At 66.5% G+C, this 15,136-nt stretch carries 9 protein-coding genes, 1 tRNA gene and 1 pseudogene; 5 read left to right on the top strand and 6 right to left on the bottom strand.

Annotated elements, in window-relative coordinates; genetic code table 11:
* Positions 1-10: 10 nt before the first annotated feature.
* The 3 genes from FZN60_RS23090 to FZN60_RS23080 form a co-directional block, all read right to left on the bottom strand.
* Positions 11-1,570, bottom strand: coding sequence for a nucleotidyltransferase (locus tag FZN60_RS23090; protein ID WP_158875876.1), 1,560 nt, complete (start codon positions 1,568-1,570; stop codon positions 11-13).
* 3 nt (positions 1,571-1,573) lie between these two features.
* Complete coding sequence (locus FZN60_RS23085) at positions 1,574-2,761, bottom strand: SAVED domain-containing protein (protein WP_158875875.1); 1,188 nt, start codon at positions 2,759-2,761, stop codon at positions 1,574-1,576.
* Between the two features lie 473 nt (positions 2,762-3,234).
* Complete coding sequence (locus FZN60_RS23080; RefSeq protein WP_158875874.1) at positions 3,235-7,113, bottom strand: vitamin B12-dependent ribonucleotide reductase; 3,879 nt, start codon at positions 7,111-7,113, stop codon at positions 3,235-3,237.
* A 563-nt stretch (positions 7,114-7,676) separates the two neighbouring features.
* Between FZN60_RS23080 and FZN60_RS23075 the strand changes: the two genes are divergently transcribed.
* Complete coding sequence (locus tag FZN60_RS23075; RefSeq protein ID WP_158875873.1) at positions 7,677-8,771, top strand: sensor histidine kinase; 1,095 nt, start codon at positions 7,677-7,679, stop codon at positions 8,769-8,771.
* Positions 8,772-8,783: 12 nt separating this feature from the next.
* On the opposite strand, the gene gpt is transcribed toward FZN60_RS23075, so the two are convergent.
* Together gpt and FZN60_RS23065 are read right to left on the bottom strand one after the other, a co-directional pair.
* Positions 8,784-9,281 (bottom strand): xanthine phosphoribosyltransferase, encoded by a 498-nt coding sequence (gpt, locus tag FZN60_RS23070; RefSeq protein WP_158875872.1) that lies wholly within the window; start codon positions 9,279-9,281, stop codon positions 8,784-8,786.
* Positions 9,282-9,342: 61 nt separating this feature from the next.
* Positions 9,343-10,095, bottom strand: a complete 753-nt coding sequence (locus FZN60_RS23065; protein ID WP_246727090.1) for a competence/damage-inducible protein A — start codon at positions 10,093-10,095, stop codon at positions 9,343-9,345.
* Positions 10,096-10,295: 200 nt separating this feature from the next.
* Between FZN60_RS23065 and wrbA the strand changes: the two genes are divergently transcribed.
* The gene (gene wrbA / locus FZN60_RS23060; protein WP_158875871.1) at positions 10,296-10,895 is read left to right on the top strand and encodes an NAD(P)H:quinone oxidoreductase; all 600 of its coding nucleotides are present in this window, start codon (positions 10,296-10,298) and stop codon (positions 10,893-10,895) included.
* Positions 10,896-10,994: 99 nt separating this feature from the next.
* Here wrbA and FZN60_RS23055 read toward each other — a convergent pair whose 3' ends face one another.
* Positions 10,995-11,213, bottom strand: coding sequence for a hypothetical protein (locus tag FZN60_RS23055; protein WP_158875870.1), 219 nt, complete (start codon positions 11,211-11,213; stop codon positions 10,995-10,997).
* A gap of 261 nt (positions 11,214-11,474) precedes the next feature.
* On the opposite strand from FZN60_RS23055, the gene FZN60_RS23050 reads away from it, so the two are divergent.
* The 3 genes and pseudogenes from FZN60_RS23050 to FZN60_RS23040 form a co-directional block, all read left to right on the top strand.
* Positions 11,475-11,561: transfer RNA gene (locus FZN60_RS23050), tRNA-Leu, on the top strand.
* 97 nt (positions 11,562-11,658) lie between these two features.
* Positions 11,659-13,452, top strand: a complete 1,794-nt coding sequence (locus FZN60_RS23045; RefSeq protein ID WP_158875869.1) for an adenine deaminase — start codon at positions 11,659-11,661, stop codon at positions 13,450-13,452.
* A gap of 929 nt (positions 13,453-14,381) precedes the next feature.
* A pseudogene (locus tag FZN60_RS23040) lies at positions 14,382-14,957 on the top strand (methyltransferase domain-containing protein); the annotation flags it as partial.
* Positions 14,958-15,136 lie beyond the last annotated feature (179 nt).

Raw genomic sequence — 15,136 nt, 5'->3', positions numbered from 1 at the left:
GCCGACGCTCCTAATCGATATTGACGATGAAGGGACCGCTTCTTGCGGCCAGATATCCTCCCTTGACGATGAAGCATTCGATGGAATGCGTTCCCGAATAGAGCGTGCTCTCGACCTTCGTGAGATTTCCGTTCTCAAGGGTCTCGAAGCGCCCTCGCAGGCAATTGGCCCGCTCGGCATCGAAGCCGGTGTTCACGATTTGCCAGTAGATCTTGTACGGAGTGGAGACGTTCGTCCGCGCTTCGAAGCGAAGACTACCCGACTTGGGCAGAGCGGGGCCGTCACTTCCGATCGGCGTGGGACGGAAACCCGCCCTTGAGAACGTGGCGGATGAGATCGAGACTTGACCCAGCGGGCGAGGCGGCCACGTCGGCCGCCGTCTGTGATTTGCGTGCTCGACAACGGAGCGCCCGAATTGTCGGACCCGAGCCAGCACGCCATGTCCGGCGACGGCAGGGTGCCGATCGAGGATCGCTTGGATCGGGACGTTGCCGACGGCTCTTGCCATCACCTCCGCCATGGCGGCTCGGTCCGTCGACGACGCCAACGCGAGGAAGTCTCGTCGCGCAGCCTCCAGCCAATCTTTGAAGGCTTCGTGCTTCTTGGGAGCCGGATTGCTTTCAGAGGGATTCCAGCGGTCGGCGAAGTTCTCACCTGGATCGGTCGGGTTGGGTATCGACCATCGGCCGTTCGAGTACCCGATTCCTTCCTCCATCCTCGTGAGGATGCCTGCGAGCGCGCGTCCCGTGGTTTCTTCTTGGCGATAGGCATGCGCCGAGAGGGTCGTGATGACGATCGAGATCGGCGCGTCTTCGGGGTCACCGCTGAACATCACGTCCCGATGTCGCTTCAGCAGCTTGATGGCCGATTGCAACGGGGTTCTGACGCGATGGACCGGAATCTCGTCCACCTGGGCGCGGGTGGACTTGGCCACCTCGGCTCGACGCCGGAGGAAAACCTGACCCATCCGATGCGTGAACCAGTCGGCGTATGCGCGTGGATTGCTACGTGGCCAGTCCGCCGACACGGTCGCGTAGTTCGGATGGCCCTTGTCGGTGATCGACACGGCGGTGTCCGTCCAGTCCGACGGTACTCCGATTGCCCGCAAGAGTGCCCGTTGCTCAAGGTTGGGCACGCACGGCGTCACGTCGAGGTGGAACTTGGCGTCGTCCGCATAGTGAAGCGTCCAGCATCTGGTTCGCTCGGTCGGCTCCTTCGACATCTGCCGCGCCACCGCGTAGGCTTCGATCTCGCGCCCCAGCATGGCCTTCAGGTCTCGCTGGCTGCGATCCGCCTTTGACATGGCTCGAAGTTCGCAGACGGCGTCGACGTCGTATTCGCCGTCACCTATGGGCTTGATGGCTGTGCCGAGACGGAACGATCCTTGCGCGTAGACCCATGGCAGGTACGGTCGCAACTCCGAGGCCGGACGATCGAGCCACTCGCCGACAGACTTGTAGCTCTTCCGGGCTGCCGCATCCTGGCTTTCGCTTACCTCGACCTCGCGTTCGACCTCGTCGAGGAAGCGTTCGAAGGTAGGCGAAGGCTGCATCGGGGCTAGGATGTTCATAGATCAAACTTCCTGCTTGATCGCGTGGGCCTGAACGAAGCCGCCAAGCGTGCGATTCTGGTCGTAGATGACGAGGGGGGGATGCGCTTTCGGCTGCCAGGAGCGGCCGGCCTCGATCGCGGCGGAAACCGGAGCGGCCGGGAAGATATGCACTTCGACGTCCTCGCCGTGCTTGCTCTTGATCGCGTCCAGCGTCCCTCGAAACACCTTGGCGAATTCAGCCAAGTCCTCACGCCGTCGCATGATGTCGTTGTGCGCTCCGACGGCCGTTATCGACCAGACCGGAACGGCGCCCAGGAAGGCGAGCCGGTCGTCGTGAATCGAGGCGCTGATCTCCAACTTGAGCGCGACCAGACGGCCGGATCCGGCGGGTTCGCTTACCGTGTACCGCACCGGCCTGGAGTTTTCCGCCCACGACCATCCCTTCGGATCACGCAGGAGCTGACGGACTTCGGCGTTCGAGATGTCCGAGATGAGGCGACCAAGTTCGAACAGGAGAGGGATCGGAGCGAGCCCGAAGACGGCGAGGCGCTCGATTTCGCTGCGTTCCATCCGACCGCGGACCTTCTCGGTGAAACCTCGCCTGAGATTGCGCAGATGGATGGCCCAAAACGCAGGATCGTGGTCCGGGAGGTCGAGATTCACGACATCGAGATCGATCCAGCCGCCGGCGACGACGTACCGGTCTGGCGAAAGTGACGATTGGATCATGCCTTTTCCGACCGGGGACTCGTTGTCGCCGATCCTGGCCGCGAAGCGGACGGCGTGACAGCCGTGATCCTCGGCCACCCCCGTGACGATCTCGACCCGTTCCTCGTGGAGCCGCTTCATCTCCATCAATCGGCTCGCGGGATGATCGGCTACGCGATCGTGGCTGTCGATGATCCTGTGATGGACGTCGCACACCAACATCAGGTTCTCGACGGCGACGGCGAGCTTGGGTGACAAGACCGCGTCGCCGCGAGGGCCTCTTTCGGAGTCGGCGACGATATGGGCAATCGCGGCCAAGTTCGCGTTCGGCGACCCGGACAGGAGGTCGCCGATCAACGACCTGTTGCATCCCGTGTACTGGCAGCGGCCGGCCGCACGAGCCCACAGAAGCGCCCGCGTATTGTAGGGGATCGGCTTGCGGCCGCCTGCTCGTTTGGTCGCGCCGAGGCTCGTGACGCTCTGCGCTGCTTTCTTCGCCATGGGAGGTGTCTCCTGTTTGCGGATCTGCTCGCGGAAGCGCCGGCTCGAGATGCATCGGCTTTTTGCCGGGATCCGGAGGCTCCGTCCTAGACGGCCGAAGTGACAGCGCGGTGCCTGTCGTGACGATCAGTCAGCCACTTGAGCGAACCGCAAGCACGTAACGTGAGAGGCGGTTGTTAAGACTTTGATCCTGATATGTTCTTCTTAAAACTCCTGCGCACCGACGGTGCGCAGGACTGAAGAGGTGGCGAGCGGTCTATAGGCGTCGGATCAGGTCTCGCCGGTTCCGGAGATCAACCGGTTTGGAGGACGACCCGAGCCCCGCGAAATCGGGCTCGGATCGCTATTTTACGACTGAGGCAGACCTAACGTGCCAAGTGGCCTGTCAGAAGTGCCGCTGAGGCAAACCAAGGTGCCGTTTTTAGCTGGACCAGAATGAGTGACGCATCAGGGTCACCATCAAGCTCGGCATACTACGAGCACCCTGAAGTACTCCCGCACGTGTCGCATTTGAGGCAGGTGCCGTTGCGGACCATGGAGTAGTTGCCGCATTCGGTGCAGCTGTCACCGGTGTACCCCTTCATCATGGCTTGTGCCCGGCGCTCGCTTGCGCTGGCGGCCTTCGGCTTGGCCGCGGCGTCGCTCTCGGCGCCGGTGGTTTCGAAGAGCGCCTGCGCGGGAGACGTCTCGGTCGACGGGGCCGCTTCGTAGTCGCGGCGAAAGCCCTTGATGGGGTCCACGGCGATGTCGAGGCTGGCGGCGACGGCGAGGGCTGCCGAGCCGGAGGCGGCGCTCGCCGCAACGCTCCCGCGCGACGCCGGCCCCCCGACGCGAGCGACGGCGGCGGCAGCGACGCTGCCCGGCTTCGGCGCGGCGGCCGTCGCAGGCGATGCGGCGGGCTTGGCGGCGCCGGGTGCCGGCTGGCCGGCGGCCGAGCCGACCGGGTCGTTGGTCGACACGAGCCGGAAGCGGCTGGTCTGGCCGCGGACCATGCCGGAGGAAATCGGCAGCGGCGCCGGCTTGTCGCCCGCCACGCCTCGGCCGATCGTCGAGGCGCTGAGCTCCTCGGGCTGGACGTGGGCGAGATCGTGGCGGCCGAGATAGGACACGGCGAGCTCGCGGAACACGTAGTCGAGGATCGAAGTCGCGTTCTTGATCGCTTCGTTGCCCTGTACCATGCCGGCCGGCTCGAAGCGCGTGAAGGTGAAGGCCTCCACGTACTCCTCCAACGGCACGCCGAACTGCAGGCCGAGCGAGATGGCGATGGCGAAGTTGTTCATCATCGCGCGGAAGGCGGCGCCTTCCTTGTGCATGTCGATGAAGATCTCGCCGATGCGCCCGTCGTCGAACTCGCCGGTGCGCAGGTACACCTTGTGGCCGCCGACGATGGCCTTCTGGGTGTAGCCCTTGCGGCGGTTCGGCAGCTTCTCGCGTTCGCGGGTGACGCGCTCGATCACGCGCTCGACGATCCGCTCGGCGACTTCCGCCGCGCGCGCCGGGGCGGGGGCGGCGATGAGCGCCTCGGTCAGCTCGGCGACGACCTCCTCGTCCTCCTCATCGTCGGCGATCAGCGAGGCGTTGAGCGGCTGGGAGAGCTTGGAGCCGTCGCGGTAGAGGGCGTTGGCCTTCAGCGCCAGCTTCCAGGACAGCATGTAGGCGTTCTGGCAGTCCTCGACGCTCGCCTCGTTCGGCATGTTGATCGTCTTGGAGATCGCGCCCGAGATGAAGGGCTGCGAGGCCGCCATCATGCGGATGTGGCTCTCGACCGAGAGGAAGCGCTTGCCGATGCGCCCGCACGGATTGGCGCAGTCGAAGACCGGCAGGTGCTGGTCCTTCAGGTGCGGCGCGCCTTCCAGGGTCATCGCGCCGCAGACGTGGATGTTGGCGGCCTCGATGTCCTTCTTGGCGAAGCCCAGGAAGGGCAGCATCTCGAAGGTGACGTCGTTCAGCTGCTCGTCCGTCATCTTCAGGACGTCGCGGCAGAAGGCTTCGCCGAGGCTCCACTTGTTGAAGGCGAACTTGATGTCGAAGGCGCTCTTCAACCCGTCCTTGAGGGCGGCCAGCTGCTCGTCGCCGAAACCCTTGGCGCGAAGCGTCGAGGGGTTGATCGCGGGCGCCTGGTCGAGGTTGCCGTGGCCGACGGCATAAGCCTCGATCTCGGCGATCTGCGCCTCGGTGTAGCCGAGCGTGCGCAGCGCCTCGGGAACGGCGCGGTTGATGATCTTGAAGTAGCCGCCGCCGGCGAGCTTCTTGAACTTCACCAGAGCGAAGTCCGGCTCGATTCCCGTGGTATCGCAATCCATGACGAGGCCGATCGTGCCGGTCGGCGCGATCACCGAGACCTGCGCGTTGCGGTAGCCGTGGCGCGAGCCCATCTCGACGGCTTCCGTCCAGGCCGCCTTGGCGCGGCCCGACAGGCGCTTGTCCTTGAGCGAGGCGTGGTCGAGCGGCACGGGGTCGACGGAGAGACCCTCATAGCCGTTCGCGATGCCGGCGGCCGCGCGGGAATGGTTGCGCATGACGCGCAGCATGCCTTCCGCGTTGCGCTCGTAGTCGGGGAAGGAGCCGAGCACCCCGGCCATCTCGGCCGAGGTCTTGTAGGCGATGCCGGTCATCAGCGCGGAGATCGCGCCGCAGATCGCGCGGCCTTCCTTGGAGTCGTAGGGGATGCCGGCCGTCATCAGGAGGCCGCCGATATTGGCAAAGCCGAGGCCGAGGGTCCGATAGTCGTAGGAAAGGCGCGCGATCTCCTTCGAGGGGAACTGCGCCATCATGACGGAGATCTCGAGGACGATCGTCCAGATGCGCGTCGCGTGCTCGAAAGCCTCGGTGTCGAAGCGCCCACCGGTCTCCCGGAACTGAAGGAGGTTCAGCGAGGCGAGGTTGCAGGCCGTGTCGTCGAGGAACATGTACTCGGAGCACGGGTTCGACGCGATGATCGGGCCGGCCGCCGCGCAGGTGTGCCAGTCGTTGATCGTCGTGTGGAACTGGATGCCGGGATCGGCCGAAGCCCAGGCAGCGTAGCCGATGCGCTCCCACAGCTCACGAGCCGGCAGCGTCTTGACGACGCGCCCGTCCTTGCGGGCGGTGAGGTCCCAGGTGCGGTCCTCCTCGACGGCCTGGAGGAACTCGTCGGTGACGCGCACCGAGTTGTTCGAGTTCTGGCCGGAGACCGTGAGATAGGCTTCCGAATCCCAGTCGGTGTCGAAGACCGGGAATTCGATCTGGGTGTAGCCCTGGCGCGCGAACTGGATGACGCGCTTGGCGTAGTTCTCCGGCACCTGCGCCTTCTTGGCGTCGCGGATGGCGCGCTTGAGGGCCGGGTTCTTGTTCGGGTCGAAGCAGTCGTCGCCCGAGCCTTCGCAGTTCACGCAGGCCGAGAGGATGGCCTTCATGTGCTTGGAGACGGTCTTGGAGCCCGTGACGAGAGCGGCGACCTTCTCCTCCTCCTGGACCTTCCAGGAGATGTACTTCTCGATATCGGGGTGGTCGATGTCGACCACCACCATCTTAGCCGCGCGGCGCGTGGTGCCGCCGGACTTGATGGCGCCGGCCGCGCGATCACCGATCTTGAGGAAGCTCATCAGGCCGGAGGACTTGCCGCCGCCCGACAGCTTCTCGCCCTCGCCGCGCAGGCGGGAGAAGTTCGAGCCGGTGCCCGAGCCGTACTTGAACAGGCGCGCCTCGCGCACCCAGAGGTCCATGATGCCGCCCTCGTTGACGAGGTCGTCCTGGACGGACTGGATGAAGCAGGCATGCGGCTGCGGATGCTCGTAGGCGGACTCGGAGCGCGTCAGCTCGCCCGTGAACGGGTCGACGTAGAAGTGGCCCTGGCTCGGCCCGTCGATGCCGTAGGCCCAATGCAGGCCCGTGTTGAACCATTGCGGGGAGTTCGGCGCGACCTTCTGGGTGGCGAGCATGAAGCAGAGCTCGTCGCGGAAGGCGCGCGCATCGTCCTCGTTCTCGAAGTAGCCCCCCTTCCATCCCCAATAGGTCCAGGTGCCGGCGAGCCGGCTGAACACCTGCCGCGCGTCCATCTCCGAGCCCGTGCGCTCATCCTCGGGCAGGGCGGCAAGGGCCTCCTCGTCCGCGACCGAACGCCACAGGAAGGAGGGAACGTCGTTCTCCTCGACCTTCTTCAGGACCTTCGGCACGCCGGCCTTGCGGAAGTACTTCTGAGCGAGGATGTCGCTCGCCACCTGGCTGAACTGGGCGGGTACGTCGATGTCCGCGAGGCGGAAGACGATCGAGCCGTCGGGGTTGCGGATCTCGCTGGTCGCCTTGCGGAACGGGATGTCCGCGTAGGGGCTGGTGCCGGCTTTGGTGTAGCGGCGCGCGATGGTCAGGCCCATGAGACAACTCCTCGAAGAGGCGCGGACAAATGGCGATGAAACGCCCCGCGACGATGCGTATGATGATTCAACGATTCGGCCCTGCCGCACAATAGGCTGTGGTGCCGGCGTTCATTGCGTCTATATATTGTGTTGCGGCTCGGTGGGCGAGTCGGGAAGCTGGTCCGTCCACAACAAGTTCGGCGTCGCTGTCCGACGTTTCGCATTCGACTCGAAAGCCCCGCATTCCGGGGGCGGCAATGCCGCAACTCTGGAGTCGAGTCTGGAAGCGGGGCGTGGCACGGCGAGAGGCAGGCAGACTTATCAACAGATTTCGCCCATCGCCGCCTGGGGAGGATCGGCGCGGGGCACGTGCCCGGTATCCTGACGGGTCTTGGTTACCGGCCGCTGAAGACGAGGCCGAAATTTCGATCCGCTCCGGTTCTGATAGCCAGAACCGGAAGTTCGCTCGCCCTCCAACTAATCGCCCTTGCCGCTTGGAAAGAATTGGGTTCATCGTCGTTCAGGGCGGAGATCGAAGACCAGTCAGCGGTTGGACATCTGCGGGGAAGGGCGGCAATCGGATGAGCGGCAACGCATGCAGCGACGCGGCTTCGTTGCCGCTGATGGCGGCGGAAGCCGGCTTCGAGCGCGTCACGCGCCTTGCCGTTCGCCTTCTCGACGTGCCCACCGCCTATGTCTCGCTCGTCGACGAGACGCATGTGCACGTCAAGAGCCACATCGGACTGCCGCCGGACATGGTCGCCGTCGGCCAGTTCCCGCTGGCCGCCTCGATCTGCCGGCACGTCGTGGCGGAGCAGCAGCCGGTGGCGATCCGGGACATCCTCGCCGATCCGCGCACGAGCGGCGTCGAGACGCTGCGCGATAGCGGCATTCGCGCCTATCTCGGCGTCCCGGTCTTCGATGCTATGAGCGGCGAGGCCTGCGTTCTTTGCGCGGTCGACTACGCGCCCCGGGACTGGTCGCCGCAGCAGCGCGCGATCCTGTCCGATCTCGCCGACATGCTGCGCACGGAACTCGACCTACGGGCGGAGATCGTCGCCAACGCCGCCGTGCGCGAGCGCAACATCCTGATGATCCGCGAGATGGAGCATCGGGTGAAGAACAGCCTGTCGACGGTGCAGGCGATCGTCGCCATGTCGCTCAAGGGACACGACGTGCCGGAGGATCTGCGCCGCGCGCTGCTGGACCGCGTCGCCTCGCTCGCCCAGACCCATAACCTGTTGCTGGCGGGCGAGGGCGCGACGACGACCTTCGATGCGCTGCTGGACGCGGAACTGCGCCACTACCGGGCGGACGAGATGATCCGCGTCAAGGGACCCAGCGTGCGGATCATCGCCAGCGAGGCGGTGACCGTCGGCATGGTGCTGCACGAACTCGCGACGAACGCCGCCAAGTACGGCGCGCTGGCCCAATCGGGCGAGGGGCGGCTCGACGTCGCCTGGAACGAAGTGCCGACCTCGCTGGGCGATCGGAGGCTGCGGATCGAGTGGCAGGAAACCGTGCCGCGCCCGCTCGTCGATCCGGCGCGGCGCAACGGCTTCGGAACGACGCTCCTCGAAACGCTGATCGTCCACCAGCAGGGCGGGACCATCGACCGGCGCTGGGAGCCGGCCGGCCTTTCGCTCACGGCCGAGTTCGACCTCGCCCGCGCCTGACGCCTGCTCGCTTCAGCCCGCCGAGCCGCGGGCGATCGGAGCCTGAAAGGTCAGCCCGAGATCCCAGGGGAAGAAGATCCAGGTATCCTGGCTGACTTCGGTGATGAAGGTGTCGACCAGCGGGCGACCCTTCGGCTTGGCGTAAACGGTCGCGAAGTGCGCCTTGGGCAGCATGGCGCGCACCAGGGCGGCCGTCTTTCCGGTATCGGTGAGGTCGTCGACGATCAGGATGCCGTCGCCCTCGTTCTCCAGAAGCGCCGGGGAGATTTCCTTGAGGACCTTGAGATCGCCCTGCTCGTTGTAGTCGTGATAGGACGCGATGCAGACGGTCTCGATCAGCCGCGTGCCGAGCTCGCGGGCGATGATGGCGGCCGGAACGAGCCCGCCGCGCGTGATGCAGACGATCGCCTTCCATTCGGCGCGCGCGCCGGCGAGCCGCCAGGCAAGGGCCCGCGCGTCGCGGTGGAACTGCTCCCATGACACGGGAAAGGACTTTTCCGTCGCCGACATCTTCCTTGCATCTCCATCCGTCGTGGGGCTGCGATAGCGGCTCGGCCGGCCCCCGGCAAGCTCAGCCTGCTTGGTCGAGCGCCGCGACCATGGCGCGGACCTCGTCGGCCGCGGCGTCCAGCGCAACCTCGTCCCGCGAGCGCAGCACGAGTTCCGTGGACGGCTTGCCCTCGCCGAACTTCGGATAGGAGCCGATGGCGACGCCCGGATAGCGCTTCTGGATGGCGGCGAGCGGATCGCCGATCACGCCTTCGCCGTGGGCGCAGGGAATGGCGCGCGACAACATGAGGCGCCCGGCGGGCAGCGTCGGCAGAACCGCGTCGACCATCGCCCGGAACACGGCCGGCACGCCCGCCATGACGAAGACGTTGCCGATCCGGAAGCCAGGCGCGACGGAGACCGGGTTGTCGATCAGCGTCGCGCCTTCCGGCGTGCGGGTCATGCGCCGCCGCGCGGGCGTGAACGGCAGGTCGCGCGCGGCGTAGTGCTCCGACAAGCGCTGCACCGCTTCCGGATGCTCGTCCACGGGCAGGCCGAAGGCGAGACCGACGGCGTCCGCCGTGACGTCGTCGTGGGTCGGCCCGATGCCGCCGGACGTGAAGACGTAGGTGTAGCCGGTTCGCAGGTCGTTGAGCGCCGCGGCGATCCGCTCCGGCTCGTCGGAGACGATCCGCACCTCCTTGAGGTCGATGCCGGCGGCCGTGAGGATGTCGGCGAGGTGGCCGATGTTCTTGTCCTTGGTCCGGCCGGACAGGATTTCGTCGCCGATGGCGAGCATGGCGGCGGTCGAGAGCGGCGGATCGAGATCGGACATGGCGGTACTTTCGAGAAGGGGCGCTCTACTTGTCTCCCGGCGAAGCGGCTTGCAAGCCCGGCTTGGGCCGTGGTGCGTCCCGGTGAAACAGTGCGTCGCGCCGATCGTGGCTCTCGCGTTTGGCCGCATCCCTCTATGTTCGCCTCCAGCAGGCGGCGCGGCGTCGCCTCACGGTTGTCAATGCAGAGGAGATCGACCCGATGGCGAAGGTTCTCGTTCTTTACTATTCGAGCTACGGCCACATCGAAGCGATGGCCGGCGCCGTCGCCGAGGGCGCGCGGGAGGCGGGTGCCACCGTCGACATCAAGCGCATGCCCGAGACGGCACCCGCCGAGGTGGTCTCGGCCGCCGGCTTCCGCGAGAACAAGGGCCATCCCGAGGCGCAGCCCGAGGATCTCGCCGGCTACGACGCGATCATCGTCGGCGCGCCGACGCGCTACGGCAACGTGTCCTCGCAGGTCCAGTCCTTCTTCGACCGCACCGGCGGCCTCTGGTTCCGCGGCGCGCTGGTCGGCAAGGTGGGCGGCGGCTTTGCTTCTTCGGCCACCCAGCACGGCGGCAACGAGGCGACTTTGTTCTCGATCCACAAGATCCTTCTCCATCACGGCCTCACGATCGTCGGCCTGCCTTATGCCTTCCAGGGCCAGATGGGCATGTCCGAGATTGTCGGCGGCTCGCCCTACGGCGCGACGACGGTCGCCGGCGGCGACGGCTCGCGCATGCCGTCCGAGACGGACCTGGCCGGCGCCCGCTTCCAGGGCAAGCACATCGCGGAGATCGCGGCCAAGCTCTTCGGCTGATCCCGGCGCGCGGCGCCTCGAAGGGGCGCCGTCCGCACCCAAGCAGAAGCCCGGTGCAGCATTCTGCGCCGGGCTTTTTGCCGTATCGGGAATCAGGGATCAGAAGATGAGGCCGGCCTCGGCCTGCTCGCGCGCCATCGAGGACGTCTCGTCGATCTCGTCCTCGCTGTCGAGCGCGCGACGAAGATGGTCGAGGGCGAGGTTCTGCTTCTTGAGGCTTCGCAGCATCTCGGATTCTCGCAGCCGCTCGGCGGCTTCCGAGCCCGCGACCTCGAAAGACAGGATCTTCATGATGTCGTGCGTGCCGTCGCGTTCCATCGTTCAGCTCCCTCGAAGAGAAACGATCCTCATGCCTGCGCGAAGCGTCTAGGAAGAGACTATCGGGTTCGCCGGGCCGTGTCATGAGGTAAAGTCTTCGCCAGCCTTTTTATTGTTGCCGGATTATTTCGTCGCCGCCGCTTTCTAGAAGAATGATAAGCCGGCACAGTCATCGCGCCTTCCAACGTCTGCCGGAGCGGGGCGCCGGATCCCGCGAAACCCCTTGACAGCGCGGCGTCGCACCGCGATCAGGCGGCACGTGCGGACGTGGCGGAACTGGTATACGCAGCAGACTTAAAATCTGCCGCCCGTGAGGGATTACGGGTTCGACCCCCGTCGTCCGCACCATCCGTCCGCGGCCTGCGCCGAAACGACGCGGCTTGCCCGCCCGCCCGCCGGCTCTGTAGGTTGCAGCGCAACGAAGCCAATCTCGAGACGCCCGATCATGCAGCCGATCCAGCCCTTCCACGCCGTCGCTCCGCGCCTCGTCGACGTCGCGACGGGGCGGGCGCCCGCCAACCTCGTGGTGCGCGGCGCGCGGTGGGTGAACGTCCATTCGGGCGAGATCATCCCCGACACCGACTTCGCGATCGTCGCGGGACGCTTCGCTTACTGCGGGCCGGACGCGTCCCACGCGATCGGGCCGGACACGACCGTCGTCGAGGCGGAGGGGCGCTACCTCGTGCCGGGACTGTGCGACGCGCACATGCACGTCGAGAGCGGCATGGTGACGGTGACGGAGTTCTGCCGTGCCGTGATCCCGCACGGCACGACCTCGATGTTCATCGACCCGCACGAGATCGCCAACGTTCTGGGTCTTTCCGGCGTGCGGCTGATGCACGACGAGGCGATGGCGCAGCCGGTCAACGTCTGGGTCCAGATGCCGTCCTGCGTCCCCTCCGCGCCGGGACTGGAGGAGGCGGGGGCGAGCGTTTCGCCGGCGGACGTCGCCGAGGCGATGGGCTGGCCGGGCATCATCGGGCTCGGCGAGGTGATGAACTTTCCTGGCGTCGCGTCGAACGACCCGATGATGGTCGGCGGCATCGCCGAGACGCTGAAGGCCGGCAAGGTGGTCGGCGGGCACTACGCCTCGCCCGACCTCGGCCTGCCGTTTCACGGCTACGTCGCGGGCGGGCCGCAGGACGACCACGAGGGCACGCGCGCCGAGGACGCCGCGGCCCGCGTGCGCCAGGGCATGACGGCCATGCTGCGCCTCGGCTCGGCCTGGTACGACGTGGCGGAGCAGGTGAGGGCGGTGACCGAGATGGGGGTCGATTCCCGCTCCTTCGTTCTGTGCACCGACGATTGCCATTCCGGCACCCTGGTTCAGGAGGGCCACATGGACCGCGTGGTGCGGCACGCCATCGCGCAGGGGCTGAAGCCCGTGACGGCGATCCAGATGGCGACGCTGAACACGGCCCGGCATTTCGGCCTGGAGCGCGAGGTGGGCTCGGCGACGCCGGGGCGGCGGGCGGATTTCCTGCTCGTTTCCAACTTGGCGGAGCTCACCATCGACGCGGTCTACGCCCGCGGCGTCGAGGCGGCGGCAGCAGGGCAACTCCTTCTCGACATGCCGGCCTACAGCTATCCGCCCGAGGCGAAGAACACGGTGCGGCTCGGCAAGTCGTTGGCCGCCGACGACTTCGCGGTGGCGGCACCGGCAGGCGCCAACAGCGCGGAGGTGCGCGTCATCGGCGTCGTCGAGAACCAGGCGCCCACGAAGGCGCTGACGGCCCGCCTGCCGGTGGTCGACGGCCACGTCGAGGGCGACGAGGGGCAGGGCGTCTGCCGGATCGCGCTGGTCGAGCGCCACCGCGCCACGGGCGACGTCGTCAACGCCTTCGTCAAGGGGTTCAACTATCGCGGCCGGATGGCGATGGCCTCGACGGTCGCCCACGACAGCCACCACATGATCGTGGTCGGCACCGACCGCGAGGAGATGGCCCGCGCCGCCAACCGCCTCGGCGAGGTCGGCGGCGGCGTCGTGTTCTTCCGCGACGGCGAGGAGCGGGCGATGGTCGAGATGCCCATCGCCGGCCTCATGTCCGACGAGCGGGCGGAGATCGTCGCCGAGAAGGCCGAGCGCCTGCTGGCCGCCATGCGCGAGGCCGGCTGCACCCTCAACAACGCCTACATGCAGCACTCGCTGCTGGCCCTGGTGGTCATCCCGTCGCTGCGCATCTCCGACAAGGGGCTGGTGGACGTCGACCGGTTCGAGGTGGTGGACCTGTTCGTGTAGGGCGGGGATCAAGGGGGCTCCGGCGGTCGTAAGCGGTGGTCTACCCTCTCCGGAAAGGGCGCTGTTCCCCTCGCCCGCTTGCGGGAGATGGGTCCGCAAGGACGGGCGAGACGAGCGGCTCGACCAGGGGACGGCGAAGCCGGCCGGGTGAGGGTGTCGGCCGCCAAGCGGCCAAGCAAAGACCAGCGTCGCGAAGCGTCCTTCGCCTTCTGCACCCCTGGGCGAGCCACGCGTCTCGCCCGCCCTTCGGACCCCTCATCCCGCTGCCGCGACCTTCTCCCGCCAGCGGGAGAAGGGAGCAGCGTCGAGGCGCGCGGGCGCGATCCCGCGCCGCATGGGGAGCGGCCGGAGCGTTGAAGCATGCGGTGCCTCCCTTGCGGGGAGGGCTGGGGGCGCCGCAGGCTGAACCTGCGACGTATGCTGTTCGTCAAAAAGGGTCCGCCTGCGGCGCCCACCGCGAGGGACTGCGGCGCTTTTCCAGTGCGGGGCCATCCCGCACCGCGCGCGTCGGAGCCAGAAACGGGCGGCTTCACCCATGCCTGGCGGCGTCCTCCCGAGTTCGGGTCTGTCCCAACCGGGTCCCGGGTCTGCTTCGGGGATACTCCACGGCCCGGGCGCTTACCGCCCGAACCGCTCCTCGCGCGTCGCGTCGCCCGGCCGCCCGCTTCTCCGGAAGAAGCACGCCGCATCGGACCTCGCCCGCCGGCCCCCTCGAACGATCCCGGTGATCATTCGCGCCCATCCGAATGGGCCGGCGGTGAGGGCAAGGTAGGGGCGGGGCGAGAGGGCGTGGATAAGTTGCAGGAAGTTGGCTCCTGAAGCGGCGGTATCGCGGCTCATTTGTTTGTCACGATCGGGGTTCTCGGACCGTCCGCTTTCGGCGACAATCAGGGAGGAGCAGCCGATCAAGGAGCAAGCGGCGTACGCATGATCCGGTACTTGGGTTCTACGACGAGCATGCGGCCGCCTATGCGGCGGACAGCGCCACCAATCCGCAACTTCTAGGCTTCCTGCAAAAGTGTAGGCCACAAGGACGTATTCTCGAATTGGGTACGGGTGCCGGATTGGATGCCAAGGCCATGCTCGCCGCCGGGTTCAGCGTCGATGCGTCTGATGGATCGGCAGAACTGGCCAAAATCGCCTCAACCCGTCTCGGGCAGCCCGTCAGAACGATGAAATTCAACGAGCTGAACGCGGTCGAAGCCTACGATGGGATATACGCCTGTGCATCGTTGACCCATGCGCACCGCAGCGAGTTGCCGGGGATTTGCGCGAAGATCCGCACCGCGCTTGTGGATGGCGGCGTGGATTGGGCGAGCTTCAAAACGGGAGTGCATGAGGGCAAGGACAGTCTCGGTCGGTACTACAACTACCTATCACCCAACGAACTCGTCACATGCTGGCAAGACAATGGACCCTGGACGTGCGTTGAGATCGAGAGCTGGGTCGGAAGCGGCTACGACCAGCAGGTCACGAACTGGTCCGCAGTCATGGCCTACCGTTGACCGACGCCGTCCGCTTTCGAGCGAAAATCGTGACTAGAACAGCGTCTCTGATGGGTCCAGGCCGTGTCAAAACGTCGAGCTTGGTTGTTGTTTGAGGTTTCGGGGCTGATCGCACGGTTGGGCGCAGAGATACGGCGCTCTACTGCTGCTTTTTGCGATGGTCGAGGGACAGAGCGATG

The sequence above is a fragment of the Antarcticirhabdus aurantiaca genome (assembly GCF_009765365.1).
Classification (GTDB): Bacteria; Pseudomonadota; Alphaproteobacteria; order Rhizobiales; family Rhizobiaceae; genus Antarcticirhabdus; species Antarcticirhabdus aurantiaca.
The sequence above is the reverse complement of the archived record's forward strand: the minus strand, read 5'-3'. Positions and strand labels throughout refer to the sequence as shown.

Bases quoted from the DNA above. Each gene is read 5' to 3' on its own strand.
- FZN60_RS23090 (WP_158875876.1), bottom strand. From the start codon at position 1,570: ATGAACATCCTAGCCCCGATGCAGCCTTCGCCTACCTTCGAACGCTTC.
- FZN60_RS23085 (WP_158875875.1), bottom strand. From the start codon at position 2,761: ATGGCGAAGAAAGCAGCGCAGAGCGTCACGAGCCTCGGCGCGACCAAA.
- FZN60_RS23080 (WP_158875874.1), bottom strand. From the start codon at position 7,113: ATGGGCCTGACCATCGCGCGCCGCTACACCAAAGCCGGCACCAGCCCC.
- FZN60_RS23075 (WP_158875873.1), top strand. From the start codon at position 7,677: ATGAGCGGCAACGCATGCAGCGACGCGGCTTCGTTGCCGCTGATGGCG.
- gpt (WP_158875872.1), bottom strand. From the start codon at position 9,281: ATGTCGGCGACGGAAAAGTCCTTTCCCGTGTCATGGGAGCAGTTCCAC.
- FZN60_RS23065 (WP_246727090.1), bottom strand. From the start codon at position 10,095: ATGTCCGATCTCGATCCGCCGCTCTCGACCGCCGCCATGCTCGCCATC.
- wrbA (WP_158875871.1), top strand. From the start codon at position 10,296: ATGGCGAAGGTTCTCGTTCTTTACTATTCGAGCTACGGCCACATCGAA.
- FZN60_RS23055 (WP_158875870.1), bottom strand. From the start codon at position 11,213: ATGGAACGCGACGGCACGCACGACATCATGAAGATCCTGTCTTTCGAG.
- FZN60_RS23045 (WP_158875869.1), top strand. From the start codon at position 11,659: ATGCAGCCGATCCAGCCCTTCCACGCCGTCGCTCCGCGCCTCGTCGAC.